Here is a 25,262-nt window from a genome sequence, read left to right as displayed (position 1 = left end):
CAGGGGGACGAGGAAGGCGCTGATTCCGCGCGCGCCGCTGGACTGGGCGCCGGTGCGGGCCCAGACGATCGCGAACGCCGCCTGGGTCGCAAAGCTGGTCGACGTCTTCTCGCCGTCGAGAACGTAGGTGTCACCGTCTTTGGTTGCCCGCAGTGTGAGGTTCGCGGCGTCCGATCCGCCGCCCGGCTCGGTCAGGGCGATGGCCGGGATCATCTCGCCGGCGGTCACGCCGCACAGCCACGGCGCGACGACCGCGGGTTCTCCGTGCCGGGCCATGATCGCGCCGCTCAACGACATCGTCACCATCAGCTGGCCGATGTTGTAGTCGGACCGGCAGATGGCCTCGAGCACGAGACCCGCTGTCGTGCAGTCAAGTCCGAGGCCGCCGTACTCTTCGGGCAGCTCTACCCCGAAGAGTCCAAGGTCGCCCATCGCCCGCAACGTCGCGCGATCGAACGCACCCTCTTGCTCGCGTTGCTTGTAGTAGGCAGCCAGCCGCCCCTCACCGAAACCGCGGGCCACCTTAACCAGCGCCTCTTGCTCTGCGCTGATCGAGAAACTCAACGGCCCCGTCATCGCCCTCCTCGTGGTGACTGGTGGCGACGTCCGCGATGTGTCCGGCACGTAAGCTGCCACTACCGACACATAATAGCATCGCGTGATGTGAATCTGTTTCGGAGGGCAGTCGGCGACTATCCGCCGCTGTACTGTCGGAGGCGCTCCGAATAGTTCGCGTTGAAATCGGTGTAGCGCTCTCGAAGTCGATCACCCGGCCATCCCGCTGGGAGCAGCTCGTCCGGCAGGTACGGATCGAGCAGCAGGTGTCGGATTACTTCCGCGGTAGCGATGAACCCCTCTGCGAGACTCTCTGCCTCATCGAGCACTTTCAGCAATCGGTCCGCCTCGGCCGCCCATCCCGGCAAGTCCCAGAGCAACGTTGCTAGGTTCGGTGAGTCAGAGTGGTGACAGACGAAAAACTCGCACTGGCCGGCGATGAACCCGTCGAGGTCACGAGAGAGGTTGTCCGGCCGCATCCACACCCCCTCGCGCAACTCGCCCATCCGGTGCCGCACCATGCTCTTACGCAGGGCCACCCGCTCGGCCAATGGCCGGGTCGTGCTCGTGACGACGGCCATCTCCCACCCTCCAGTCCACCGCCGAGTGGGGGGCGACGTGAGCGCATCCTGTTGGGCCTGCCGTCGCAGCAATCGCTCGGACAGGCGGTACACGCCGTTGTCGACGGTCACGTCGCCGTCCTTCACCATGCGCGTCAGGGCAACCCGGGTGGCGCGGTCCGCGATCCCAAACAGCTCCCCGACTTTCACCAAGGCGCTAACCGGAAGCGCCGGGGGGTGGTATCCGAGCAGAGTGCTCAACGCGACCGACCTCGCGGTAAGCGGGGTGATCGACGGCAGGTTCCGGTCCGGAACGGCGGGATACACGAACTCCATCACTACGTCCTACATCACATCGATCGCGATGCCCTCGCGCATCGGCGATGCATTACCCGAAATGTCGCACGCTACCAAGTTTGCATCGGCTGCTGCCAACGTGTGCGCCCATCAGACCAGGTAGACGGTCAGGATCAGCGCGGTGACCGCGAGCAACCAGCCGTCGCAGACGAACTGCAGCGCCAGTGGCGCCCGACGCACCTCCATGAAGTGCCTGGTCACGAACCGCACCTTGAGGGCGGCGATGAGCATGATGGCCACCGTCGCCACCTCGGAGGTGACCGAGTTGCTGGAAAGCAACCAGGTCGACACGATCGTGGCCAGCATCAACGCGGCCCACACGATCGTGACCGGCTTGCGAACCAGTTCCATACTCACCTCACCAGATACAGCAGCGGGAACAGGATGATCCAGAGCAGGTCGACCATGTGCCAGTAGATCGCGCCGCATTCGAGAACGACCGGCCGCTTCGGGTCGAACGACCGGGATCGGGCCTTGAACCACAGCACGAGCAGGACGATGCTGCCCGCGATGACATGGAACAGATGAATCCCGGTCAGCGTGAAGTAGTACATGAAGAAGTCGTTGGTCAACAGGCTGATGCCATCGTTCAACTTCTCGGTGTACTCGATCGCCTTCGACACCGCGAACGCGACGCCGCAGAGAAACGCGGCGCCCAAGAAATGCTGCGCCAGACCGAAACGGGACTTTCGCACCGCGTCGAGCGCGAGCGCGGCGAACCACGAGCTGGTAAGCAGGATCAGCGTGTTGACACCACCGAAGTTCGGGTCGAGGGCGTGTCGGGACGCTTCGAAGACGGCGGGGTTGTGATGCCGGCCGAGCATGAAGGACCCGAACATGACGGCAAACACCGTCATGTCGGCGATCACGAAGACCCACACGCCTTCGACGCCGGGCAGCCGCCGCTTGGGATCGCCCACCGATACGAACTGGGTGTAGGTTTCCGGATTCATCACAGCACTACTCATCAACACTTTCCCTAGGCGACGGGGTGACCGGTCGTTGCCCGACCACCGCTGAGCAGTGACGCGGGCTGGGCGCCAGGCACCGATGACTGTCCGCTCCCGACCGCGCACGACGCGTGCGAACTTCTGTCGCAACACCGTCTACGAATCGCGCGGGCGGGAGCGGAGGCCCACATGAGGGCACTTGCCCGATGGTGCAGGTCAGGACGCGAGAGCCGTCGCCCGAGGGCCGCCGTCCGCCGAGGGGCTGCTCTCGAACTCGCGCATGCGCCGCCGAACATCCCTGATCAAATAGGTGCTCGCAATGATTTCCCAGCACAGCCAGCAGAAGTACGGGAAGTAGTAGCTCATGACGCCATTCCAGGCGAACGGCCCGGTCTTTAGAACGCCGGTGAGGCTCGCCGGGAAAAAGCTGACCGCGCAGAAGATGGTCAGGTAGCACACCCAGTTCGGCATGAGGGGCATGGCCTTGTTCTTCCGATCCGACAGAACGGCCAGTGCGAGCGCCACCATCTGCAACGTGGTGCACGCGTACTGCAGGTCGATGATCAGCCAGCCGGAATCGGTGAGCAGCTGGATGAGCGCCGGGTCCCGATCGGGCCGGAATGCCGCGATGGCCCAGAAGCACGCGCTGAACGACACGACCATGACGGTCAGAGCGCCACCGATGAGCTGAAGGTTGGCCAGGACCGGGTACCCGCCCTCGATCTTCGCCATCCGGGCGCTGATGTACGAACACCACGGCATGTACAAACAAACGATGATGAGGGAGACGATGAAGCCCAGACGAATCTCCCCTAGGTTCTGCGAATAGCGAGCGGCGAGGTCTGCTGCGCTCAACGCGGGTGACGGATTCGGGAGGTTGTGCCCGATCACCCCCCAGAACAGCACAAAGGTGACCAAGAAGGCGGGGCCACACCACGCGCTGATGAGCTGGAATCTGAAGCTGGTTTTCTGATCCATGTTTCGCTTCCTTTCCGTCGATTCGGTTGATCGCAGATGGTGCCGACGTACAAAATCACATCAGATGATGCAAAAATGTATCATCGCTGGGCCGCCGTGGCAACACCCTCAAGGAAGGGGCCCGGGGGACACCGAACACCCGCTCCGGGCCCGGACCGAGCCCGCGGCTCCCATTCAGGTCGGGTGGACCGACAGCGGGCTGGTTTTCACCACCATTTCGACGCACCCGTCGCATCGGCGCACAACGATTGACTCACATGAGAATCCTGGTGGCGATAATGCGGCCCGTCAGGTCCGGTACGTGCTCAATTCGTCGGTTCGAGCGCGCTTCTCGAGATACCGCTCACGAGTGACGAGATACACAGGGAACGCCATCGATACACCGATGTAGGACAGCGCCACGAACATCCAGCCCCATTTGTATCCCAGTCCGATCCGCTTGCTGTCGGACACGACCCACACCATGAACACGAGCCAGGCGATGGCCATGTCGATGCTGAGGAACGCGGCGGTGCCACCGGCCGCGATCGCGTCGCCGAAGAACGCGACCGGGTTGAGTATGTTCCCACCGGCCGCCATCCACTGAAATGCGTGCGGCCAGGTCAACACCAGCGCCACCACGCCGGCAAGGATAAAGAAGGCGTGGCGAATATTGGTGGACGTTGATGCGGACGTGGATTCCGACATTTGACAACCTCCTGAGACCGGATGGGTATTACAAAGCGATCGTCACCGCTGTTCGGCAACACCGGTCTTGGCGGAAACCGGCTGCGCGGGCTCGGAGCGGGCCGGGCGGTCCTGGGCGTCGCCGGCGGCTCCCTTCGGCAGGAATGACGCGCACATCCGCACCATGGTCACCGCCAGGCCAATGCTTACCACCGTCGCCGCCGCGATGACTGGTGTCGAGGTGTTCTCGAGGTGCAGCGCGATGATCGTGGGCCAGCCCAAGCCGAAGTTCGCGCCAAAAAAGGTGCACGGGAACAGCACGAACAGGCCAAGGAGTTGCCACTGACCCGTGCTGCGGGCGCGCAGCTGCGATGCCGCTACCGCGAAGCAGATCACCTGAGCGGCTTCGAGCACACCAATCACCAACGGGTACTGGAAGATTCGGAACACATGTGGCCCCCAGTAACTGTAGAGGCCGCCGTTGATGCCGACGATCTCGAACGTGGCCGATTCAAGCAGTGTGACGCCGGCCCAGATGAACAGCGCGCGGCGGGTCATCTTGCCGCGGGTGATCTGGCGAGCGATGTAGATCGCCGGGGCCGCGTAGAGCACCACATAACCGCTGTGCGTCCAAATCGGCTGCGGGATGTCGAACGCGGTGAAATGCGTCCACATGCCAGGTGTGGAGTAGAAGTACAGCATCATCGCCACGTCGTAGAGCGGCTCGGCGAATGCGCCGACCCCGGCGGCCAACACCATGAACGCGTAGAACGGTGTCCGCTCGCGCATACCCAACCAGATCGCGATGACCAGGAGCATGGCGGTCAGTACCCAGCTGACGTTGGTCAGGATCGCCTGCATGGTCAGGTTCAGTTCGTGATCAACCGGTGGCATGCTGGTAGTATAAACATCAATCTTTAATATGGTAAGACCAAAGATGGGAGTGGGCATGTGCGCAGCGGGGCGTGAAATCTTCGCACCTGACCTCCTGGCAGACAAACGGATCCTCATCACCGGAGGCGGAACCGGTCTCGGCCGGGGGGTAGCCGCCCGCCTGGCCAAGCAGGGCGCCGAAGTGCACTTGTGGGGGCGGCGCGAAGCGGTGCTGGCCGAGGCTGCCGAAGAGGTTTCCGGCGGCCGGGCGAAAGCGGCGCATTACCAGACGGTCGACGTGCGGGATTCGGCGTCGGTCGACGCGGCGGTTGCCGAGATCTGGGAGTTGCATGGACCACTCACCGGACTGCTCAACAACGCGGCGGCGAATTTCATCGCACCGACCGCCACGCTCAGCCAGCGTGCCTTCGAAGCCGTGACGTCGACGGTGATGACCGGGTCCTTCAACACCACGGTTGCGGTGGGCAAGCGGTGGATCGCGGGCGGCCTCCCAGGCGCGGTGCTGTCCAACCTGACCACTTGGGTATGGAGCGGGTCGGCCTTCGTGGTCCCATCGGCCATGGCGAAGGCGGCAGTACACGCGATGACGATGTCGCTGGCAGTGGAGTGGGGGAGGTATGGCATCAGGCTGAATGCATTTGCGCCCGGCCCGATTCCGACCGACTACGCATGGGAGATGCTCAACCCGACCGACAAGAGCTCAGTCGGAGCAACGCAGATCGATCAGATCCCGCTCGGTCGCTCTGGAACGATCGACGAGCTGGCCAATTTGACCATCTTCGCGTTCTCGGACGCCTGCGACTACTTGACCGGGGAGACCATTGCGATGGACGGCGGCCAGCGGCTGGCCGGGCCGAACACCTTCGCCGGCCTTACCACGATGAGCGATGAAGACTGGGTCGAAGCCCGTGAGAGAAGCAAGGCCGCCTCCGCCGCCGCCAAGGCGCAGCGGTCGGTGTGAATGTGGGCCCAAGTCAGGTGAGCGCAGACTCTTCGGCCGCGAGCCGTTCGCCGGCAGCCAGAAACGAACTCACCAGTCCCGGATCGGCATAGTACGGGTCGCCGATCCCTTCCTCGAATCGCCTGCGGCTGTACTCGTACAGAGCGGCCAGCTTGTACATCGCCAGCGCCGCATACCAATTCACTGAGGAGACGTCGGCCCGGGTGCGGTCGGCGTAGCGGCGAAGCAGCTCGGCGCGGCCGGGATAGCCGGGCTCGAGCACCGCGGTACCCATCGCGGAAGTCGGCACCAGCGGCTCACCCTTGACCGGGTACGAGGTGAGCAGATAACCGAGATCGGCGATTGGGTCCCCGATGGTGGCGAGCTCCCAATCCAAGACCGCGGCGATGCACCCCGTTCTGACGTCGACGATCATATTGCCGATGCGAAAGTCGTTGTGGACAATCGACGTTGCGGATTCGGACGGCAGGTGCGCGTGCAGCCAGTCGTCGAGCGGGGCGAATGACGTTGGCACGGTCGCGTCCTCGGCGATCAGCGACCGCATCCGACGCAACTGTCGGGCGTTGAACCCGTCGGGCTTGCCAAAGTCGTCGAGCCCCACCTCGAGCCAGTCCACGGTATGCAGCGCGGCGAGGGTGTCCACCAGTGATTCGGCGATACGCCGGCGCAGCCGCGTGTCATTCCTTGCCGCCGGCGTCGACTCGGTGATCACGGCGCCTTCGACGAAGTCCATCACGACGACTGGGAAATCGAGCAGTTCGCCTGCCGCAGCGGTGGCCAGCACGCGGGGCGCCGGAACCAGAGTCCCGGACAACGCCGACAGCAGCCGGGCCTCTCGCAGAACGTCATGGGCACCCGGCGGAAGCGGCGGCGGTGGTGGGCGGCGCACGACGATTTTCGAGTCGCCGTCCGACACTAAGAACGTCAGGTTGGAATGGCCGTCACCGATCGGCTGGGCGGTCACCGCAGGGCCGCACAAGTCACGCTCGGCCAGGAAGCGCCCCAGCCGCCGGAGCTCGGCCTCAGACCATGACCACATCACGTGCTCCGTGTCGACAGATAGTCGAGATAGCTTCCTTGCCAGTGTGTTTCGAACTGGCCAGCACCTTGCTCGCCGTCGATGATGGCCCGGCAGGCGCCTTCCCTGATCACAGTCTGCAACCTGTCGTGGGTGGGCAATTCGATCACTCCGAAGACGTCGAGCTCCAGCTCGGTTTGCGCACCGGCGAGGTCGGTCAGGGTCGCGCGCAGGCGACGCTGACGCATCTGTTCGCCGTATTCGGCGTGATGGTCGATGTGACGGATTGGGTAGGTCACCCCGTCGCGCACGACGTAGCCGGCAAAACCCCATTCGCCCTTGGCGATCCAGATCCAACCATTGACTGCCCGGCCCGATTCCGTGTAGGCGACGAACCACTTCCAATGTTGTGGCACGCCCCAGTCGCGCACTCCCCAGGAGTGGTCGCGATGTCCCATGCGGTCCCACTGGATGCGGCGTCCCGCGACTTCGAGCTCGCCGAGCACCTTCCCCGTCTGTTCGATCCGGTTCACCGCGAACCACGATGGCAGGCCGTCGGGATTGCGGTGGTAACTGAATGCGTCGTGAATGCCGGTGAATGCGAATTCGATTCGCACGTCGTCGTGGTCGTAGGTCATCCGGCACGTCTGCCGCAATTGCGGTTGTGTCAGGGTAAGGCCGCCGAATGAGAACTCGTCCAAGTCTGCGTGGTCGGGTACGCGGCCGGTGTGCAGGTGCAGGGCGAGGGGTCGCGCGTCCGGCCCCCACACGCAGACGTTGTAGCCGGCCCTGCCGCTGCCGGTCAGGTAGAGGTACACCTGCATGCCGAGTTCTTCCTCCGGCATGACCAACTGCCAGAACAAGCTGTCGCGCGTTTTCTCCCCGGTCACCGGGCGGTGCCGGAGGTCGTCGGCGGGCCCGAGTCCGGTATGCAACTGTCCTGCCGTGGTCACGGCGCAGCGTCTTCCCGGCCTAGAAGTGCGCCGCGAGTTGTCGGCACCTGCACCAATAGCGCCTGTCCACGGTTCTCCAGCTCGAGCGCAGACGCAAACGAGTTGTTCTCAAGGTTGCGGACCAATGCGTTCTTTGTGGACCTCGTGCTGTCGTCGGACTTTCCCGCGATGGTTTCGGCCATCTCGATCGCAGCGTCGAGTGCAGTCCCAGTGTCGGTGAGGCGGTCGGCGAGCCCGATCCGAAAGGCCTCGGCGGCCCTCACCGTGCGTCCGGTGAATGCCAGTTCCGCCGCGCGTCCTGGGCCGAGCAGCCGGACCAGGTTCCATGATGTGCCGAGTTCACCGACGGATAAGCCGACGCGCACGAAGCCGGCGCTGAAACTGCTGGTCTGGTCGGCGATTCGGATGTCGGCAGCCAGCGCCAACGAAAGCCCACCGCCGGCAGCCGGGCCGCTCACCGCGGCGATCACCGGGTAAGGCAGAGCACGCAGCCCGGTGGACCCAGACGCGGCCGTCTCGACAAGATCGGTGAAGTCCGACACCGACATCCGGGTCAAGACGCCGACCTCAGCCAGGTCGAAGCCCGTGCAGAACGCCTTGCCTCCCGCGCCGGTGATGATCAACGCCCGCATCGCCGCGGTGCGCAATGCGGCAGCGGACCAGGCGATTTCGCCGAACATCTCGACGGTTTGTGAGTTTGCGCGATCTGGGCGATTCACCGACATCACGACCACACCCGGCCGTACTTCGTCGAATGCCAGGGTGCGCGCCGCGTCCAATTCGTCCAGGACGTCGGCGAGCGGACGCCGTGACACCCGATTCCATTGCGGTGTAGTGGTGCTCATAGTCACCGCCCAGAGAAGTTGGGTGCGCGCTTGGCTTTGAAGGCGTCCAGCGCCTCGGTCATGTCGTCGCATCGCGTCAGTAATGCCTGTCCGCGATTCTCGAGTTCGAGCGCCGCCGCGAAGGAGGTGACTTCCATGTTGGCCTGCAATGCCCGCTTGGACATTCGGATGCCGCCGGGCGAGTTGGCGCAGATCTGTGCCGTCATGGCGAGCGTCTGGTCGAGGAGGTCGTCAGGACCGGTTATGCGGTTGAGCAGGCCGAGCCGTTCTGCCTCCGCCGCCTCGATCATGCGCCCAGTGAATCCGATCTCGGCGGCGGCAGACGGACCGATCAGCCGCGGCAGCAACCAGGACGCACCCAGGTCGCCGGCGGACAGACCGATTCGTACGAACGCGGCATTGAACTTCGCCGCCGGCGATCCGAGCCGGATATCGGCCATCAGCGTCAGCGACATGCCGCCGCCGGCGGCGGGCCCGTTGACCGCGGCGATCACCGGTACCGGGATCGCCCGCACGGCGCTGAGCGCTCGGGCAGCACGCTCTTGGCGGTCCAGCATGCCCAGGGCCCCAAGTGAAGGCAGCTCTTCAGCCTCGTCGAGATCGTAGCCTGCGCAGAACGCCTTGCCGGCGCCGGTGAGGATCACCACGCGAACGTCCCGGTCGTCGCCGATCGCGCGTGCGACGGATTCGAGTTCGTCGAACATTGTCACCGTCATCGCATTGAACCGGTCGGGCCGGTTCAACGTCACCTGAACGGCTGCAGGCGCCGGGGACTCGAGAAGCAATGTCTCATAGCGCTGTTCGAGATCGAACATGAAAACACCTCCACAACTCAAGCGAATTCGGGAGCACGCTTGTCGATGAACGCGTTGAGGCCTTCCATTGCCTCGCCACGCTCGAATAACTCCTGGACCTGTTCTGACTCGTAACGCAGACCCTCGGCCAGCGGGCGGTCGTAAGCTGCGTCCACCGTCCGGACGACTGCACGTTGTGCGGGGGAAGAGGCTACGCAAAGGTCTCGGGCCAGTTCGCGGGCGGCGTCCGCAGCGGTGCCCGCCGGCACAACCCGGTCGACGAGGCCGATCCGAATCGCCTCCTCGGCCTCCACCTCCCTGCCGGTGAGCATGATGTCCAGCGCCCGTCCGCGTCCGACCAGGCGAGGCAGTCGTTGCGTGCCCCCTGCCCCGGGAAGGAGGCCGAGCTTGACTTCGGGCAGACCGAGTCGTGCCGACGAACCGGCGACGCGCAACGAGCACGCCATTGCCACCTCCAGTCCGCCGCCCAGGGCACGCCCGTCGACTGCGGCCACCGACACCGCGGGGTGGGCGGCGAGGCGCTCGACGGCGCCACGTAGGGCATCCCCGTATGTGCCGAACGACGCGGCGTCGACCGAGGACATGTGTTTGATGTCGGCGCCGGCGGCGAAGAAGCCGGGCAGCGCCGACGACACCACGATGACCTTGGCGGACAAGGCATCCGCGGCGTCCAGTCCTTTGTGCAGCCCGTCGATGATCGGTGGCCCCAACGCGTTGGCGGGCCGGCGGTTGAGAATGATTTCGATCACCGGACCGGCAACGCGCAGGCTTACCGGTGAACCGTTGTCGGACAGCATCGTTGATGTACCTCCTTGGTTACGCCATGGTCAGGCCGCCGCTGACCGACAGCGTCTGACCGGTGATGTACTCGGCGGCATCGGAGGCGAAGAATGCAACGGCGGCGGCGATGTCCGACGGCTGGGCCAGCCGCTTCATCGGTACGGAACGGGTCATCCCGCCGATCACCTTGTCTGCATCCTCACCGGAGCTGTCGGCGAACTTGCGCAAGGCCGGCGTGTCGGTCGGGCCGGGGCAGACGGTGTTCACGGTCACGCCTTTGGTCGCGACTTCGCGGGCCAGCGTCTTCGTGAACGCGATGATGCCTCCCTTTGCCCCCGAATAGACCGCTTCCAGCGACGAGCCGACGCGCCCGGCGTCCGAACCGATGTTGATCACCCGGCCGAAGCCGCGCTCGACCATGCCGGGCACGACGGCGTGCATGACGCGCAACTGGCCCTTGAAGTTGATGTCAAGGATCTTGTCCCAGAAGTCCTCTGAGGTTTTCAAGAACGGCATGAAGTCGTCCCAGCCGGCGTTGTTCACCACGATTTCGATTTCGCCGAGTTCGGCGGCGACGGTCTTGACCGCGCCACGCACCGATTCGGTGTCCGTCACGTCGACGTGAACTGCGATGGCTTCGCCGCCGGCGTCAGAGATGCGCTTCGCGGTGGCTTCGGCGGCCTCCAGGTTGAGGTCCGCGACGGCCATCCGAAACCCGTTGGCTGCCAGGGCTTCCGAGATGCCCTGTCCGATGCCTTGGGCTCCTCCGGTGACAAATGCGACGCGGTTGCTCATATGTGTTCTCTCCTCTGAGATGGGTTATGGGGATGGTCTATCGGCAGGACGGAGCGTCGGGATTCGGCGACCAGTCGATCGGCCCGGCGACGATGGAGTGGCTGGTCAATTTGCGACCGAGCACGCTCTGGGCGGCACGCGCCGCGTCAATCAGGTGCGGCAGCGACACCCCGGTGGACACGCCCATCTCCTCGAACATGCTGATCAGGTCCTCCGAGGAGATGTTCCCGGTCGAGCCGACCGGCACCGGGCAGCCACCGAGTTCACCGAAGCTGGATTCGAAGCTGGTGCACCCAACCTGCAGGGCGGCGTAGGCGTTGGCCAGTCCCTGTCCGCGTGTGTTGTGGAAGTGCGCGGTGACCTCGACCCCGGGCAGCCGTTCTATGGCAGCGGTGAAGAACTCGCCGACATAGGCCGGGTTGGCCATGCCGGTGGTGTCGCCGAACCCGACCTCGGTGGCGCCCGCCGCCGCAAACTGCTCGGCGATATCCAGGACCCGTTGCATGGGCACCTTGCCCTCGAATGGGCAGCCGTAAGACGTGGCGATGACGGCTGCGCACCGCAGATCTTCGGCAACGATCCGTTTCGCAATGATCTCGTTGTCGGCCATGGACTCGGCGATGGTCCGATTCACGTTCTTCTTGTTGTGTGTCTCAGAGGCTGAGACGAAAATCGCGATCTCGGAAAACGTCTCGCGCACCTTCAGCGCGTTGTCGAGTCCCTTGCTGTTGGGCACCAGCACCATCAGCGAGACGTGGTCGGGCACATCGACGCCGTGTAACACCTCGACGCCGTCGGAAAGCTGGGGAATGACGTCGGGCCGCACAAAACTGGCGACCTCGATGCGGCGCAGTCCGGTGCGGGCCAACCGATTGATCAAGTCGATCTTGTCGGAGGTTGCGATGGTTTCCGGTTCGTTCTGGAAGCCATCGCGGGGACCTACCTCGCGAATCTCGACTTGGGCGGGCAATCCGCTCACAATGTGATCCTTTCGCGGTTGAGCTGGTGCCGGAACTCGGGGGCGGCGATCGCGCTCAGTCTGCGTGCTCGCTCGTCGAGGCTGCACCCGCGGAGATGCGCGACGCCGTGCTCGGTCACGACGGTGTCCACGTCGGAGCGCCCCGTGGTGACGACGCCACCTTCGAGCGCGGTCTTGATCGTCGAGGCGCCGCGCGATGTCGCCCGCAGCGCGATGACGGATCGCTTGCCGGTCAACGCGGCGGCCCTGGCGAAATCCACCTGGCCGCCGACGGCACCGACATACACGCCGCGACTGACCTCGGCGCCGACTTGGCCACTGAGATCGACCTCGACGGCGAAGTTCACCGAAACCAGTGAACGCAGCTGCGAAAGCACCTCCGGGGCATGCGTATAACTGGTCGGCAGAAACCGCACTGGCAAATCGGCCACGCGCTTGTACAGTTCTACCGATCCCAGCGCCGTCCCCACGACAACCAGACCGGTGTCGATCTCCTTAAAACTGCCGGTGACCACGCCTTGATCGATCAGCCCGAGCAGGCCGTCGGTGATCATTCCCGTGTGAAAGCCTAGGTCTTGATGTGAGGACAGAGCGCCGAGCACGGCCGCTCCCAACGACCCAACCCCGATTTGAACTGTGTCGCCATCGTCGATCAGCTCGGCGATCCCGGCGGCGATGGCACGGTCGGCGTCGCTGGGCGCCCGCAACGTGTCCTCGGGCAGCGCGCGGTCGGTGGTGATGGTGGTGGCGAACCGATCAACCGGTATCCGCGGGGTTCCCAGGGTGGCCGGCATCTGCGCGTTGATTTCAGCGATCAGCATGGGCGTGTGTAGAACGGCGTCGGCGACATAGTCGACGCCAACGCCCAGTGAGCACATCCCGTCAGCGTCGGGCGGTGACACCTGCACCAAGCCGACGTCGCACGGCAGACGTCGTTCGGCGAACATTCGCGGCAGCGCCGAGTAATGGCAGGGCACCACGTCGAGTCGACCCGACTTGCTGAGCTCGCGGAGCTCACCAAGCCCGCCGTACGAGACCATCGACACGGCATCGGGCATGCTGACTGCGAGTTGGTCATTCCAACTGAGCCCGGTGAAAACGCGTAGCGGACCAATCCGTTTGCTTTGTTCGATCAGTGCGTCGACCAAAGGACGCGGCTCCGCGGCGGCCTGGCCCCACCAGACGCCGGCACCAGCCGTCAAGTACTCGCCGAAATCGATCACGCCGGCACCCGCTGGAGCAGAGTTCCCGTCCCCAGACCGCCGCCACAGCACATGGTCACCAGTCCAAGGTCGGCGTCACGGCGTTCGAGTTCGGGGATCAGGGTGGCGATCAGCCTGGCCCCGGTCGCGCCGACCGCGTGGCCCAGCGCGATCGCGCCACCGTTGACGTTCACGTGCTCGGCATCGGGGTTCAGCTCTCGTTGCCAGGCCAGCACCACCGAGGAGAATGCCTCGTTGATTTCGAACAGGTCGATGTCGTCGATACTCAGGCTGTTGCGCTGCAACAATTTCTGGGTCGCAGGGATCGGCCCGGTCAGCATGATGATCGGATCGACGCCGACGGTCGTCTGATCGACGACACGTACGCGCGGTCGCAATCCGCGCCGACGCGCGGCGTCTCCGGAGCACAGCAGCACCGCAGCGGCACCGTCGCTGATCGGCGATGACGATCCGGCGGTGATGCGCCCGTCCTCCTTGCGGAACACCGGCTTGAGGTTGGCCAGCGTCTCGACGGTGGTCTCCGGACGCACGCATTGGTCTGCATGGCGGACCTGGCCGTCGAGTGTCATCGGCACCATCTCGGCGACGAACCGGCCGTCAGCGATGGCCTTGGCGGCGTTCTGGTGCGACCGCGCAGCGAAAGCATCCATCTCCTCACGGCTGAGCTGCCAGCGATCGGCAATCAACTCCGCGCTTTCACCTTGGTGCACAAAGGCGTAGCGATCGCGCAGCTCTGCCGGCCAGGGATCGCCGTAGAGTTCGGACACCTTGACGGGGGAGTCGATGGGCACGTGGCCCATGTGCTCCACGCCGCCAGCGATGACGATGTCGTGCGTACCCGAAGCCACCAGCGCCGCAGCCATTTCCACCGCGGTCTGCGCCGATCCGCAACGTCGGTCGAGGGTGGTGGCCGGTACCTCGGGCGGGTAACCGGCCTGCAGCCAGGCGTTGCGCGCGATATTGCGCGACTGTTCACCGAACGGGGCAGTGCAGCCGATCACCAGATCTTCGACAAGGGCGGGCTCGATGCCGGTGCGGGCGACCAACTCGGTGTAACAGGCAGCCAGCATCTCGTTGGGATGGATCTCGCGGTACCACCCACGCTCAGCATGCGATTTGCCTATCGGCGTGCGTACGGCCTCGGCGATGTAGACTTCGCGACCGGTCGAGACGAACGGTCCAGACACGTTGTGGCGCATCAGATCACCGTCCCGCCGTCGACCGGCAGCACCTGCCCGGTGATGTAGGACGCCGCATCGGAGGCAAGGAAGACGAAGGTCGGGGCAATTTCATCTGGGAAGGCCCAGCGCCCCAAGGGAATTCGGGCCAGTGTCTTCGCGGCCAGCTTTTCGTTGCTGCGGATGTTCTCAGTCATCGCGGTGGCGGCCAGCGGCGCGACGGCGTTGACGGTGATGGACTTGCGCGCCAGCTCGCGGGCCAACGACTTCGTCAGGCCGATGATGCCGGCCTTCGCGGCCCCGTAGTTCGCCTGGCCAATGGTCCCGGTGATGCCTGCCGCTGACGTGACGTTGATAATGCGCCCCGTGCCATCAATCGGGAGGTGGTGCAGAGCGGCCTGGCTGCACACGAAGCTGCCTACGAGGTGGATATCGACGATGCGGCGGAAGTTCTCCTCGGACAGATCCGGGAACATCGCCGGTGCGACGGCGCCGGCGTTGTTGACGAGGATATGCAGTGCCCCCCCGCCGAACTCGGCGGCCGCCGCGGCCGCTTCGCCTGCAGCCGCCGAGTCGCGCACATCGAGGACGAAGGGCTGCGCGGTACCGCCTTCTGCGGTAATCGATTCCGCGGTGGACACCGCAGCGTCCTTGTCGATATCGGTTACCAGCACGGCGGCCCCGGCCTCACAGAAGGCGCGCGCGATCGCCTCGCCGACGCCGCCGCCTGCACCGGTCACCAGTGCCGAGCGGCCGTCGAGCCGGAACACGTCACGCTGCAACGTCATCAGTAGCTCCTCGGCAGGCCCAGCACGTGCTCCCCGAGGTAGTTGAGGATCATCTCCTGGCTGATCGGGGCGATGCGGGTCAGCCTGGCCTCGCGGAAGTAGCGCGCAACGTGGTACTCCTCCGAATAACCCATCCCGCCATGTGTTTGCAGTGCACGGTCGGCGGCGTCGAACGCCGCGTCGGCACACAGGTACTTGGCCGTATTGGCTTCGCGGGCACAGGGTTTGCCGTTGTCGTATAGCCACGTAGCCTTACGCAGCATCAACTCGGCGGCGTCCAGGCGGGCCAGCGAGTCGGCCAAGGGGAACTGCAGCCCCTGGTTCATTCCGATCGGCCGGCCGAACACCTCGCGTTCGTTGCCGTACCGCACGGCCGCGCGCAGTGCGGCGCGCCCCATGCCCAGCGCCTCGGCGGCGATGAGGCAGCGCTCGGGGTTCAGCCCGTCGAGGATGTAGCGGAATCCCTGACCTTCGTCGCCGACGCGGTCCTCGACGGGAACCACGAGACCGTCGATGAACAGTTCGTTGGAACTGACGGCATTTCGGCCCATCTTCGGAATCGGGCGAATGTCGACCCTGCTGCGATCCAGATCCGTCAGAAACAGGGTCATGCCATCGGTCTTGCGTGCGGCATCCTCGAACTTTGTGGTGCGGGTGAGTAGCAGCACTTTTTCCGATTCCAGCGCCTTGGAGATCCACACCTTTCGACCGCTCACGACGTAGTGATCGCCGTCGCGCCGGGCGAAGGTCGTGATCTTCGTGGTGTCCAGTCCCGCTCCAGGCTCGGTGACACCGAAACACACATGAAGATCGCCGGTCACGATGCGGGGCAGGGTGCGGGACTTCAGCTCCTCCGATCCATGAACGATCACCGGATGCATGCCGAATATCGACATGTGCATCGAGCTTGCGCCGTTCATCCCGGCGCCGCTGGCCGCGACTTCCTCTAGTAACAGGGAGGCCTCGGTGATGCCGAACCCGTGACCGCCGTATTCCTCCGGCGTTGTGATACCTAGCCAGCCGCCCTCGGCGAATGCGTTGTAGAACTCGGTCGGAAACTCGTGAGCTTGGTCCTTGGTCATCCAATAGTGGTCGTCGAACTTCGCCGCTAGTTCAGCGACCGCAGCGCGGATCGTCTGCTGATCCTCGCTCAATTCGAAGTCCACAAGGCTCTCCGCTCAACAACGGTGGGGAATGCATCTAAACGTCAATCATACTAATGGACAGACCAAAATGAAAGCCTTGGTGTCCCTCGTCACTCGTGCGACTGCTTCCCCGGCTATCAGCTGTTGTGAGCAGTGGATTCAAAGCCCGAGCTTTCGAGCCAAGCCTGCCTACGTTCTGCATGGTCGTCCTCGAAACTCTCAGGCGCCGACGGGAAGTAGCGGCAATGCGTCTGCGATGCGGTTGTTCCACACCGCAGGTGCGCCGAACAGCACGCGGTCGAGCTTGGCTCGCTTGTAGAACAGGTGCAGATCGTGTTCCCAGGTGTAGCCGATCGCGCCGTGTAGGGTCAGCGCGCTGTCGGCCAGTTCGGCGCTGCTGCCGGTCACCTGCGCCTTCGCGACGGCCGCGTGGGTCGCGCGGTCAGGCAAGCCTTCCTCGGCCGACTGTGCCGCGTAGCAGACGATGGACATCGCGGACTCGACGGTGACCAGCATCTGGGCAGCGGCGTGTTTGACCGCCTGGAATGATCCGATCGGTCGACCGAACTGCTCCCGCTGCTTGCTGTAGTCGACGGCCAGGCGGAGCATTCGTTCCGATGCACCCAAAGCATCGGCGGCAACCAGAACCGCCGCGCGGGTGGCGATTTCGCCGATTATCACGGTCGCATCGATCTCGAGCCGGCGTGCCGCGACGTCGTCAAGGACGACATCGGCGACATCGCGCGATCGGTCAAGCAGTGGGCGCGGGTGCACCCCGACTCCCGGGTCGGCGCTGTCCACCAGCCATACGGCCGTTGCCTCGCCATCAACCACGGGCACCAGCAGTCGTCGTGAGCGAGCGGCCCCAAGCACAGACGGTATCCGGCCGCGCAGTCGTCCGTCTGAGCTCTCCACCGACGTCGCCGCTGCAGGGATGCGGTCCGCCCGCACAGCCACCGCGGTGACCTCGCCGGACTCCAGCGTTTCGCGTATCACCGCCGGCTCGTCGGCCAGCGCCGGTACGACAATGGCCGACTGCAGCCAGCCTGCCGACGGCGCCGCCGCGCGGCCCAGCTCCCGCGCGGTCAGCGCGAGCTCCAGCAGACCGCCGCCCTGGCCGCCGAGCTCTTCATCAAAGCCGACTCCGGCCCAGCCCTCGCCGACGAAGATCTCTTCGAAGCTGCCCAGATCGCCCGCGTCCAGCCAGCCGCGCACCGTGGCCGATCCAGCGCGTTCGCCCAACCACTCGCGCAGCGAAGTGGTGAACAGCTGCTGTTCTTCGGAGAGCTCCCACCGCATCAGCGTTTCTCCTGTCGGCCTTCGGGTTACCGTTATAGCTGTAACGGTCGGATGAAATAAATGGTATCTTAGGTCTGACCATAAACCACGAGGGGCACGTGATGGAAGCTGCGGATACCGCGACGACGCCCTCGCGATCCGACATCAGGCTCAGCCCACTCGACGTGCCTAAGGCGTCCGACGTGCTTGCCAGGGTGCTTCGGGAGCGAATCCTCAACGGCGAGCTTGCCGAGGGCACCCCGCTGCCGGCAGAGCGTGAGCTGGTTAAGCAGACGCAGATGAGCCGGGCCACAGTGCGGGAAGCACTGCGCATCCTTGAAGTACAAAACCTCGTTCGGGTGAAAGCGGGCCGTGCGGGCGGCGCGTTCGTACAGCGGCCCACCACGAAGTCGATGGCCAACTCCGTGAGCATGCTCATCCGCGGCAGGCACATCAAGCTTGTCGACCTGATGGAGACCAGGGAAGCCCTGGAACCTTTTTGCGCCGAGCTTGCCGCCCGTAACCGCACCGACGAAGACCTTGCGGAACTAGACCGGGCTAATGAGGCGATCGCCGACCAAGAAGCCGATCTCGAGCAGTTTCTGCAGGCCAACCTGGATTGGCACGTGGGAGTCGCGATGGCCAGTAACAACGAGCTGCTGATCGGCTTCATGATTGCGCTGTCGCAAGCCATCTATGTCGGCACCGAGAACGCGGCTTTCGTCGACGCCGAGGTTCGGGCGGTGACGAGCCAGGCACACCGGGCGATCACACTTGCGATCCGTCATCGCGACGTGACGGCTGCCGGACGACGCATGCGCAGGCATGTTCACAGCTACGCCCACGCATTGGCCGAATCTGACGAGCGCGAGGCGATCGTCATCGGCGATGCCGCTGTCGGCGAATAACAGAGGCCGCGCGGCTTGCCCGCGGCATGCCCCGAGGTGGAGAGCAAAAGGTGCCTCTTTTGGGGGAAGCCTGCGTCCGTGGTCTCGGCGAGGATGGCGACATCTCGGAAGGGGCGCAACGCGAGATGAGACCAGTGCCGCCAGATTTCAGAACCCGTGATCTTGGTCAACGCAAGGTCAATTCTCCTTTGCGCGCAACCCGTTTCATGGATTCATCGAAACCACTCTTGTTCCGCGCCGATATCGACGAGCTGCGCGAGCAGATCCGAACCGGTATCGATCCACCTGCCTTCGAGCTAGCGGGGCCGCGGGAGAACATCTACTTCGATCCACGTACCGTGCGGTGCGGGATCGTCACGTGTGGTGGGCTCTGTCCTGGACTGAATGATGTCATCCGCTCTATCGTCTTCTGTCTGCACGAAAAGTACGGCGTCGCCACAATTTACGGCTTCCGGTTTGGTTACGAGGGTTTAGTGGAGCGGAGCGAGCGGAAACCGATCGAATTGACCACCCGCCGGGTCAGCCAAATTAACGAAGTGGGTGGTACGGTCCTGGGCTCGTCGCGCGGTCCGCAACCGGTCGACGAAATGGTTGACACGCTAGATCGATTGGGAATTCAACTGTTGTTCACCATCGGAGGCGATGGAACGCTACGCGGTGCGCATTCGATCGTCGAGGAGATTCAGCGCCGTGAGCTGGAGATCGCCGTGGTGGGTGTACCGAAGACCATCGACAACGACATCTCGTACATTGATCTGTCTTTCGGCTTCGACACCGCGGTCGAGGCCGCACGGCAGGCGACGCGCGCGGCATATGTGGAGGCGTCGTGCCATCGGTTGGGTATCGGTCTGGTGAAACTGATGGGTCGCGACTCCGGGTTCATCGCCAGCTTCGCCACGTTGGCGGATACCCAGGTCGGTCTATGCCTCATCCCAGAGATCGGGTTCAGCATCGAAGGGGTCGTCCGCGCGGCCAGACAGCGCATCGAACGGGATGGTTACGTGGTGATAGTCGTGGCTGAGGGAGCGGGCCAAAATCTGCTCGATGACGCAGCGGAGTTTGATGCGTCAGGGAATCGTCGCCATGGCGATATCGGTGTCTTCCTGAGAGACACGATTCCGGAAACATTTCGGGCTCAAGGAATTTCCGTAAGCCTCAAATACATCGATCCGAGCTACATGATCCGCAGCTTGCCTGCGAACGCTCGGGATGCCAACTTCTGTCTTCGATTGGGCCATGCGGCCGTTCACGCCGGCATGGCGGGCAAGACCGACACCGTCATCGGTTCGTGGCGACGCCGGTTGACTCATGTACCGATTCCGATGGCGGTCTCATCCCGGAAAATGGTCGCCACCAACGGCTACCTTTGGCAGACAGTGCTTTCCGTGACAGGTCAGGCTGACGACCTGCTCTCCGCCGTACCCTTCTGACGATATGCCCCGAGAAGGAGAGCAAAAGGTGCCTCTTTAGGGGGAAGCCCGCGCGGGTCGCGTCGGCGAAGATGGCGACGTCTAGGCTGTTTACGAAGGGCAGGCGCCATAGTGGAAACCGAGGCGTGATCAGCGTGGCACCTCCCGCTCAGCGCCAACCCCACGTCGTCGTCCTCGGCGGCGGCTCCTGGGGTACCACCATTGCGTCGATCTGCGCGCGCCGCGGACCCACATTGCAGTGGGTGCGCTCGCAGGAGACCGCGAAAGACATCACCGAGAACCACCGCAACAGTCGCTATCTCGGCAACGATGTCGAGCTGAGCACCACGCTGCGCGCCACCACGGACTTCGCCGAGGCGGCCGATTGTGCCGACGTGGTCGTGATGGGTGTGCCGTCGCACGGCTTCCGCAACGTGCTGACCGAGCTGGCCAGTGAGCTGCGCCCGTGGGTGCCGGTCGTGTCGCTGGTCAAGGGTCTCGAGCAGGGCACCAACAAGCGGATGAGCCAGATCGTCGACGAAATACTGCCTGGGCACCCAGCCGGCATCCTGGCCGGACCCAACATCGCCCGCGAGGTGGCCGAGGGTTACGCCGCCGCGGCTGTCCTGGCAATGCCCGACCAACATCTGGCCGCTAACCTTGCCGAGCTGTTCCGCACCAGGCGATTTCGGACATACACCACCGACGATGTCGTCGGCGTCGAAATGGCGGGCGCGCTGAAGAACGTCTACGCCATCGCGGTCGGCATGGGCTACTCGCTTGGTATCGGCGAGAACACCCGCGCCATGGTGATGGCCCGCGCGATACGTGAGATGTCCAAGATGGGCGAGGCGGCAGGCGGCCACCGCGACACGTTTGCGGGACTGGCCGGCATTGGCGATCTCATCGTCACGTGTACCAGTCAGCGCAGCCGTAACCGGCATGTCGGCGAGCAGCTCGGCGCGGGCAAGCCGATCGACGAGATCATCGCGTCGATGAACCAAGTCGCTGAGGGCGTCAAGGCTGCCAGCGTCATCATGGAGTTCGCCGAGCAGTACGGCCTTCCCACGCCGATCGCTCGCGAGGTCGACGCTGTCATTAATCACGGCGCGACCCCCGAAGGCGCGTACCGGGGCCTCGCCGCCGAGAAGCCCGGCCACGAAATCCACGGCGCGGGCTTCTAGCGTTCGTTCGCACCCCCAAAGGGGGGAGCGGAATGTGCTCGTTTGGGGGAAGTCTGCCGGCGCGGAGTCGGCGACGATGGCGATGTCGTAGAAGTCACGAGGGGATTCGTTCGTCGATTCCCCGTACTCCATGAATAAGGAGCAGGTCCGATGGCAACGCATGCCGAACCCACCACGTCGCCCTCGCGCGCCGCGGCTGACTTGTCGCCGTACCCGACTGACTACAGGTCGTGGAAGATTCTGGCGTGGACCGGCCCGGTTTTCCTGTTCGCGGTTTTCTGCCTCTGGGGGATCGTCGCCCGCAATATGCCGCCGTTCCCGGCCAGCGCGACGCCGGACGAGGTGAAGGCGCACTTTCAGGACCTCAGGCTTCCGCTGTTGATCGCCTTGAGCATCTGCCTCACCATGACCGCCTTCTACATGTCGTTCAGCGTGGCGGTCGCCCGGGTGATGGAACGTATCGAGGGTCCAGGCGGCGTGTTGTCCAAGCTCGAGATGATGGGCGGGACGATAACCTGTGCGCCCGTCATGACGACCATGGCGATTTGGCTGACCGCCGCACACGAGGTAAACAACCTCAGTCCCGAAATCATGCACATGCTCTACTGGTTTGGCTGGCTCCTGTTCGATCTGGCGTACTTCGTCACGTCATTCCAGATCGCCGCCATCAGCATCGTGTGCATGCGGGACAAGCGCGAGAAGAAGCTGGTCCCGGACGCCGTCAGCTGGTGGGGCTGGGTCACCTTCGCGTCATTCTTCGCGGTGAGTGCGATCCCGTTCGTCACGACCGGGCCGCTGGCCTTCAACGGCGTGATCAGCTTCTGGATCGCGTTCTTCACCTGGTTCATCTGGATCCCGAGTCTGTCTTTCTTCATCATCAAGGCCATCCCCCGGCTCCAGGCTGAGGACGAGGCCGCAGGGCGTGTCAACGCCTAGCCTTGTGGAGGTCGCTCCCGTCGACCGCGTGAAGCCCAGGCGCCTTCCCGGTGTGGATGGTGTCTGGGTTGCTATCGGCGCGGACTCGGTCATCTTCGCGATCCTGTTCCTGACATTCATGCAGGATCGGCTCAAGGATCCGGCTCTGTTCGAGGCCTCCCGGCACACCCTCAACATGAACTTCGGCGGTATCGACACGCTGATACTGCTGACCAGTTCGTGGTCGGTCGCGCTTGCGATTCAGGCGCTCAAGCGCGACCTCGCCTACCGAGTGCCTCGCTATCTTCTCGGGGGAGCGCTCACTGGCCTGTTGTTCATGATGTCCAAGTCGATCGAGTACTTCCAAAAGTTCGCCGAAGGCCTAGCGCCGGCCACCAATGCCTTTTACATGTGGTACTTCACGCTGACCGGAATCCACCTCCTGCACGTTGTGTTTGGCACCAGCCTGCTGACTTACGTGTGGATCAAATCTCGGCGGGGCGCCTACAGCAGCTCGAACCGGGTGGTGCCGGAATGCGTGGCTTCCTACTGGCATTTGGTCGACCTGTTGTGGATTGTCATCTTTCCCCTGCTCTACCTGATGAAGGCAGCCTGATGTCGGTGTTGCGGGAGCGGGCCACCTGGGTCTGGCTGGGCCTTGTCGTTTTGACCTGCATTACGACGTGGGGGCTGTCGAAAGACTTATTCAGCCCTCCCGTCGCGGTGGTCGGGATCTTCTTGATAGCCGCCGTGAAGGTCAGGTACGTGATGTTGGAGTTCATGGAACTACGCGACGCGCCGATCCCGGTGCGTATCGCATTCGAGGCATGGCCCGTCGCGGTCGCCGCGATCATTTTGGGCTTCTGGTTCGCCACTCCAGCTTTGCCGTGACCGCGCACGCGCTTGCGCAGCGGTGGACAAATTCGATGACGTTGTGCCTGGGCAGACCGAACTGCTCGCCGGAAAGGTGACTTACGCGATCGCGCCGGATTCCTTGAGCGCGGCGATTCTGTCCCAGTCCATGCCGATCTCCAGCAGGACGATCTCGGTGTGTTCGGATGCCTGTGGAGCGCGCGTCGTCGCGAGCGGCTCGTGATTGAACTGCACCGGCCCGCGAACAACCTTGAACGGCGCTCCGCCGTCGGCGGCCTCGACTTCGACGATCATGTCGTTCGCGATGGCCTGCTCGTCGCTGGCCAGGTCGATGAAGCTCTGCAACGGCGCCCACTGGCCCCTCATCGTCTTCAGGTGCTGACGCCAGTACTCGAAGGGCTTGCTGCGGATCGCGTCGGTGATCAGTTCGACTGCCGCCGCGGCGTTCTCGATCAGCGGCAGCACCTCGGAGAACCGCGGGTCATCGGCGAGTTCCGGAAGTCCCAAGTGCTCGAACGCATCCCGGATGTAACCCGTCGGGCTCACGATGCAGAGGTTGATGGTGCCGCCGTCGGACGTCAGGTAGTTCCCCATGAACGGGTTCACCGCGGGCGCGGTAGAACCCGGCATGATCGAGCGCATCGTCTCGCCGGTCTCCATGCCCTGGGTCATGCTCGCCCCGCCGGCCCACCATGCAGTGCTCAGTAGGGATACGTCGAGTTCGGTTGCCTCACCGGTACGTTCACGGTGCAGCAGCGCGGCGGAGATGCCCCCGGCGATGAACATGCCGCCTATCGAATCGCCAAACGCCGGAATGCCTTGCGACAACGCGCCGCCCAGCTCCTCGGGGGTCAACGCGTGGCCCACGCCGCTGCGTGTCCAGAAGACGGTTCCGTCGAACCCGCCGACGTCACGCTCGGGTCCCTTGTCGCCGTGTGCGCTTCCGCGTGCGTAGATGATGTTCGGGTTCGCGGCGCGGATGTGCTCGACGTCGAACTTGTTCTTCTGACGCACCGCGGGCATGTAGTTGGTCAGGAAGACGTCGGAGACTTTGGCGAGCTCGTAGATGACCTCTTGTCCGCCAGGTGTGGAGATGTCGATCCCGACGCTGCGCTTACCCCGGTTAGGGTGCTCGATCAACGGATGCCTGTCCGGGTTCATCGCGAAGCCGCCCATGTTGATGAACCCGCGTTGGGTGTCGCCGCGCACCGGGTGCTCGACCTTGATGACGTCGGCGCCCCAGTCGGCGAGTATCGCGCCGGCTGCAGGGACGAACGTGAACTGTGCGACCTCGAGGACCCGGATGCCCTCCATGACCTTCACCACGCCTGAATGCTCCTCCACGTGGACCACTCAGCCGGTCACGTCGAACGTCACCGGTAGGGCGGTCGGCGAGCGGAACGGGTTGCCGCGGATATGGGGATCGGTGTCCGTCTGCAGCTCGAAGTTGGTCAACCGGGCGAGCAGAGACTCCAACGCGACCCGGGTCTCCAGGCGCGCCAAATGCAGTCCGAGGCAGGTGTGTTCGCCGACCGCGAATGAGATGTGTGGGATCGGCTTGCGGAAGATGTCGAACTCCTCGGACCGCTCCCAGCGCTTCTCGTCGCGATTTGCCGAGCCGATGCAGACATCGATCATCGAGTTGAGAGGAATCTCGACCCCGTCGAGCTCCGTATTTTCGGTCGCGAACCGCTGCACCGACGTCAGCGGGGTCTCGTAGCGCAGGTTCTCCTCGATCGCTTTGATCACCAAATCCCAGTCAGCCTGGACGGCCGCGAATTGGTCGGGACGCGTCAACAGGTTGTACAGCAGGTTGCCCGACGATCGGTACGTGGTTTCCAGGCCCGCGGGAAGCAGCAGCCGCAGAAACGAGTAAATCGCCTCGTCGCTGAGCTTTTCGCCGTCGATCTCTGCGCTGACGAGATCACCGATGATGTCTTCGGTGGGCTTCGCCTTGCGTTGCTCGATCTGCTCGGAGAAGTAATCCTTCAGTGCGGCAGAGGCTTCGAACGCCGTCTTCCAGTCGATGTTGTAGCTGATGAGCTGAATCGCCCGCCGACGGAACTCCGGAAGGTCTTCTTCTGGCAGGCCCAGCAGCCTCGAGATCACCCTGGTGGGGAACTCGACTGTGAACTGCTTTACCAGGTCGGCCTCGCCCGCGTCGGCGAATTCGTCGATCAACTCGGTGCACACCGGGCGGACGATCTCCGGCTCCCACCGTGCCAGTGACTTGGTCTTGAAGGCGGCCGACACCA

28 protein-coding genes are annotated in these 25,262 nt (G+C 64.1%); 7 read left to right on the top strand and 21 right to left on the bottom strand.

Annotated elements, in window-relative coordinates; translation table 11 throughout:
* From QOH60_RS08545 to QOH60_RS08515, 7 genes are all read right to left on the bottom strand, one after another.
* Positions 1-576: acyl-CoA dehydrogenase family protein (locus QOH60_RS08545; RefSeq protein ID WP_526419110.1), on the bottom strand; the 576-nt coding region annotated here is incomplete at its 3' end.
* A gap of 116 nt (positions 577-692) precedes the next feature.
* Positions 693-1,451: a PaaX family transcriptional regulator C-terminal domain-containing protein gene (locus QOH60_RS08540; protein ID WP_526419108.1), complete on the bottom strand. Its 759-nt coding sequence runs from the start codon at positions 1,449-1,451 to the stop codon at positions 693-695.
* Between the two features lie 111 nt (positions 1,452-1,562).
* A complete protein-coding gene (locus QOH60_RS08535) occupies positions 1,563-1,823 on the bottom strand; it encodes a cytochrome C oxidase subunit IV family protein (RefSeq protein WP_526419106.1) in 261 nt (86 codons plus the stop codon).
* Positions 1,824-1,825: 2 nt separating this feature from the next.
* On the bottom strand, positions 1,826-2,440 hold the full coding sequence (locus QOH60_RS08530) for a cytochrome c oxidase subunit 3 family protein (protein ID WP_526419104.1): 615 nt from the start codon (positions 2,438-2,440) through the stop codon (positions 1,826-1,828).
* Between the two features lie 198 nt (positions 2,441-2,638).
* A complete protein-coding gene (locus QOH60_RS08525) occupies positions 2,639-3,400 on the bottom strand; it encodes a hypothetical protein (protein ID WP_526419102.1) in 762 nt (253 codons plus the stop codon).
* Positions 3,401-3,688: 288 nt separating this feature from the next.
* On the bottom strand, positions 3,689-4,087 hold the full coding sequence (locus QOH60_RS08520; protein ID WP_526419100.1) for a DUF2834 domain-containing protein: 399 nt from the start codon (positions 4,085-4,087) through the stop codon (positions 3,689-3,691).
* Positions 4,088-4,129: 42 nt separating this feature from the next.
* The gene (locus QOH60_RS08515) at positions 4,130-4,960 is read right to left on the bottom strand and encodes a hypothetical protein (protein WP_526419098.1); all 831 of its coding nucleotides are present in this window, start codon (positions 4,958-4,960) and stop codon (positions 4,130-4,132) included.
* 55 nt (positions 4,961-5,015) lie between these two features.
* On the opposite strand from QOH60_RS08515, the gene QOH60_RS08510 reads away from it, so the two are divergent.
* On the top strand, positions 5,016-5,921 hold the full coding sequence (locus tag QOH60_RS08510; RefSeq protein ID WP_526419114.1) for an SDR family oxidoreductase: 906 nt from the start codon (positions 5,016-5,018) through the stop codon (positions 5,919-5,921).
* A 13-nt stretch (positions 5,922-5,934) separates the two neighbouring features.
* Here QOH60_RS08510 and QOH60_RS08505 read toward each other — a convergent pair whose 3' ends face one another.
* From QOH60_RS08505 to QOH60_RS08450, 12 genes are all read right to left on the bottom strand, one after another.
* Entirely contained in the window at positions 5,935-6,960 is a 1,026-nt protein-coding gene (locus QOH60_RS08505) for a phosphotransferase family protein (RefSeq protein ID WP_526419096.1), read from the bottom strand.
* On the bottom strand, positions 6,960-7,892 hold the full coding sequence (locus QOH60_RS08500; RefSeq protein ID WP_526419094.1) for a DUF7064 domain-containing protein: 933 nt from the start codon (positions 7,890-7,892) through the stop codon (positions 6,960-6,962). Before QOH60_RS08500 ends, QOH60_RS08505 begins: the two co-directional genes overlap by 1 nt.
* On the bottom strand, positions 7,889-8,737 hold the full coding sequence (locus tag QOH60_RS08495) for an enoyl-CoA hydratase/isomerase family protein (protein WP_526419092.1): 849 nt from the start codon (positions 8,735-8,737) through the stop codon (positions 7,889-7,891). The genes QOH60_RS08500 and QOH60_RS08495 overlap by 4 nt, the downstream gene beginning before the upstream one ends.
* Positions 8,738-8,739: 2 nt before the next feature.
* On the bottom strand, positions 8,740-9,552 hold the full coding sequence (locus QOH60_RS08490) for an enoyl-CoA hydratase/isomerase family protein (RefSeq protein WP_526419090.1): 813 nt from the start codon (positions 9,550-9,552) through the stop codon (positions 8,740-8,742).
* Between the two features lie 17 nt (positions 9,553-9,569).
* Positions 9,570-10,349 carry an enoyl-CoA hydratase/isomerase family protein gene (locus QOH60_RS08485; RefSeq protein ID WP_526419088.1) on the bottom strand — a complete coding sequence of 260 codons (780 nt, stop codon included), beginning with the start codon at positions 10,347-10,349 and terminating at the stop codon, positions 9,570-9,572.
* A 19-nt stretch (positions 10,350-10,368) separates the two neighbouring features.
* On the bottom strand, positions 10,369-11,127 hold the full coding sequence (locus tag QOH60_RS08480) for an SDR family NAD(P)-dependent oxidoreductase (protein ID WP_526419086.1): 759 nt from the start codon (positions 11,125-11,127) through the stop codon (positions 10,369-10,371).
* A gap of 37 nt (positions 11,128-11,164) precedes the next feature.
* A complete protein-coding gene (locus QOH60_RS08475; RefSeq protein WP_526419084.1) occupies positions 11,165-12,106 on the bottom strand; it encodes a hydroxymethylglutaryl-CoA lyase in 942 nt (313 codons plus the stop codon).
* On the bottom strand, positions 12,103-13,329 hold the full coding sequence (locus QOH60_RS08470) for an acetyl-CoA hydrolase/transferase family protein (RefSeq protein WP_526419082.1): 1,227 nt from the start codon (positions 13,327-13,329) through the stop codon (positions 12,103-12,105). The genes QOH60_RS08475 and QOH60_RS08470 overlap by 4 nt, the downstream gene beginning before the upstream one ends.
* Positions 13,326-14,528, bottom strand: coding sequence for a thiolase family protein (locus QOH60_RS08465; RefSeq protein ID WP_526419080.1), 1,203 nt, complete (start codon positions 14,526-14,528; stop codon positions 13,326-13,328). The genes QOH60_RS08470 and QOH60_RS08465 overlap by 4 nt, the downstream gene beginning before the upstream one ends.
* Positions 14,528-15,295, bottom strand: a complete 768-nt coding sequence (locus tag QOH60_RS08460; RefSeq protein ID WP_526419077.1) for an SDR family NAD(P)-dependent oxidoreductase — start codon at positions 15,293-15,295, stop codon at positions 14,528-14,530. The genes QOH60_RS08465 and QOH60_RS08460 overlap by 1 nt, the downstream gene beginning before the upstream one ends.
* Positions 15,295-16,461 carry an acyl-CoA dehydrogenase family protein gene (locus QOH60_RS08455; protein ID WP_526419075.1) on the bottom strand — a complete coding sequence of 389 codons (1,167 nt, stop codon included), beginning with the start codon at positions 16,459-16,461 and terminating at the stop codon, positions 15,295-15,297. Before QOH60_RS08455 ends, QOH60_RS08460 begins: the two co-directional genes overlap by 1 nt.
* Positions 16,462-16,659: 198 nt before the next feature.
* Positions 16,660-17,739, bottom strand: coding sequence for an acyl-CoA dehydrogenase family protein (locus tag QOH60_RS08450; RefSeq protein WP_526419073.1), 1,080 nt, complete (start codon positions 17,737-17,739; stop codon positions 16,660-16,662).
* A gap of 101 nt (positions 17,740-17,840) precedes the next feature.
* On the opposite strand from QOH60_RS08450, the gene QOH60_RS08445 reads away from it, so the two are divergent.
* From QOH60_RS08445 to QOH60_RS08420, 6 genes are all read left to right on the top strand, one after another.
* Positions 17,841-18,626, top strand: a complete 786-nt coding sequence (locus QOH60_RS08445) for a FadR/GntR family transcriptional regulator (RefSeq protein WP_526419071.1) — start codon at positions 17,841-17,843, stop codon at positions 18,624-18,626.
* Positions 18,627-18,676: 50 nt separating this feature from the next.
* Positions 18,677-20,056 (top strand): ATP-dependent 6-phosphofructokinase, encoded by a 1,380-nt coding sequence (locus tag QOH60_RS08440; protein ID WP_526419069.1) that lies wholly within the window; start codon positions 18,677-18,679, stop codon positions 20,054-20,056.
* A 134-nt stretch (positions 20,057-20,190) separates the two neighbouring features.
* Positions 20,191-21,219 carry an NAD(P)H-dependent glycerol-3-phosphate dehydrogenase gene (locus QOH60_RS08435; protein ID WP_526419066.1) on the top strand — a complete coding sequence of 343 codons (1,029 nt, stop codon included), beginning with the start codon at positions 20,191-20,193 and terminating at the stop codon, positions 21,217-21,219.
* Positions 21,220-21,369: 150 nt separating this feature from the next.
* A complete protein-coding gene (locus tag QOH60_RS08430; RefSeq protein WP_526419064.1) occupies positions 21,370-22,155 on the top strand; it encodes a hypothetical protein in 786 nt (261 codons plus the stop codon).
* Positions 22,142-22,750, top strand: coding sequence for a cytochrome c oxidase subunit 3 (locus QOH60_RS08425; RefSeq protein ID WP_526419062.1), 609 nt, complete (start codon positions 22,142-22,144; stop codon positions 22,748-22,750). Before QOH60_RS08430 ends, QOH60_RS08425 begins: the two co-directional genes overlap by 14 nt.
* Positions 22,750-23,025: a cytochrome C oxidase subunit IV family protein gene (locus QOH60_RS08420; RefSeq protein WP_526419060.1), complete on the top strand. Its 276-nt coding sequence runs from the start codon at positions 22,750-22,752 to the stop codon at positions 23,023-23,025. The genes QOH60_RS08425 and QOH60_RS08420 overlap by 1 nt, the downstream gene beginning before the upstream one ends.
* Positions 23,026-23,106: 81 nt before the next feature.
* Here the strand turns inward: QOH60_RS08420 and QOH60_RS08415 are convergent, their stop codons facing one another.
* Complete coding sequence (locus QOH60_RS08415; RefSeq protein WP_526419112.1) at positions 23,107-24,321, bottom strand: CaiB/BaiF CoA transferase family protein; 1,215 nt, start codon at positions 24,319-24,321, stop codon at positions 23,107-23,109.
* 39 nt (positions 24,322-24,360) lie between these two features.
* The coding region (locus tag QOH60_RS08410; RefSeq protein WP_526419058.1) for a cytochrome P450 at positions 24,361-25,262 on the bottom strand (902 nt) is incomplete at its 5' end.

It is taken from the genome of Mycobacterium sp. (genome assembly GCF_032159765.1).
Lineage (GTDB): Bacteria > Actinomycetota > Actinomycetes > Mycobacteriales > Mycobacteriaceae > Mycobacterium.
This window is presented reverse-complemented; position numbering and strand designations above follow the sequence as displayed.

Coding starts and splice junctions, on each gene's coding strand:
- QOH60_RS08415 (WP_526419112.1), bottom strand. CDS start 24,321: ATGGAGGGCATCCGGGTCCTCGAGGTCGCACAGTTCACGTTCGTCCCT.
- QOH60_RS08485 (WP_526419088.1), bottom strand. CDS start 10,349: ATGCTGTCCGACAACGGTTCACCGGTAAGCCTGCGCGTTGCCGGTCCG.
- QOH60_RS08505 (WP_526419096.1), bottom strand. CDS start 6,960: ATGTGGTCATGGTCTGAGGCCGAGCTCCGGCGGCTGGGGCGCTTCCTG.
- QOH60_RS08420 (WP_526419060.1), top strand. CDS start 22,750: ATGTCGGTGTTGCGGGAGCGGGCCACCTGGGTCTGGCTGGGCCTTGTC.
- QOH60_RS08525 (WP_526419102.1), bottom strand. CDS start 3,400: ATGGATCAGAAAACCAGCTTCAGATTCCAGCTCATCAGCGCGTGGTGT.
- QOH60_RS08515 (WP_526419098.1), bottom strand. CDS start 4,960: ATGCCACCGGTTGATCACGAACTGAACCTGACCATGCAGGCGATCCTG.
- QOH60_RS08480 (WP_526419086.1), bottom strand. CDS start 11,127: ATGAGCAACCGCGTCGCATTTGTCACCGGAGGAGCCCAAGGCATCGGA.
- QOH60_RS08450 (WP_526419073.1), bottom strand. CDS start 17,739: ATGCGGTGGGAGCTCTCCGAAGAACAGCAGCTGTTCACCACTTCGCTG.
- QOH60_RS08510 (WP_526419114.1), top strand. CDS start 5,016: ATGTGCGCAGCGGGGCGTGAAATCTTCGCACCTGACCTCCTGGCAGAC.
- QOH60_RS08430 (WP_526419064.1), top strand. CDS start 21,370: ATGGCAACGCATGCCGAACCCACCACGTCGCCCTCGCGCGCCGCGGCT.
- QOH60_RS08520 (WP_526419100.1), bottom strand. CDS start 4,087: ATGTCGGAATCCACGTCCGCATCAACGTCCACCAATATTCGCCACGCC.
- QOH60_RS08465 (WP_526419080.1), bottom strand. CDS start 14,528: ATGCGCCACAACGTGTCTGGACCGTTCGTCTCGACCGGTCGCGAAGTC.
- QOH60_RS08535 (WP_526419106.1), bottom strand. CDS start 1,823: ATGGAACTGGTTCGCAAGCCGGTCACGATCGTGTGGGCCGCGTTGATG.
- QOH60_RS08495 (WP_526419092.1), bottom strand. CDS start 8,737: ATGAGCACCACTACACCGCAATGGAATCGGGTGTCACGGCGTCCGCTC.
- QOH60_RS08530 (WP_526419104.1), bottom strand. CDS start 2,440: ATGAGTAGTGCTGTGATGAATCCGGAAACCTACACCCAGTTCGTATCG.
- QOH60_RS08460 (WP_526419077.1), bottom strand. CDS start 15,295: ATGACGTTGCAGCGTGACGTGTTCCGGCTCGACGGCCGCTCGGCACTG.
- QOH60_RS08490 (WP_526419090.1), bottom strand. CDS start 9,552: ATGTTCGATCTCGAACAGCGCTATGAGACATTGCTTCTCGAGTCCCCG.
- QOH60_RS08445 (WP_526419071.1), top strand. CDS start 17,841: ATGGAAGCTGCGGATACCGCGACGACGCCCTCGCGATCCGACATCAGG.
- QOH60_RS08540 (WP_526419108.1), bottom strand. CDS start 1,451: ATGGAGTTCGTGTATCCCGCCGTTCCGGACCGGAACCTGCCGTCGATC.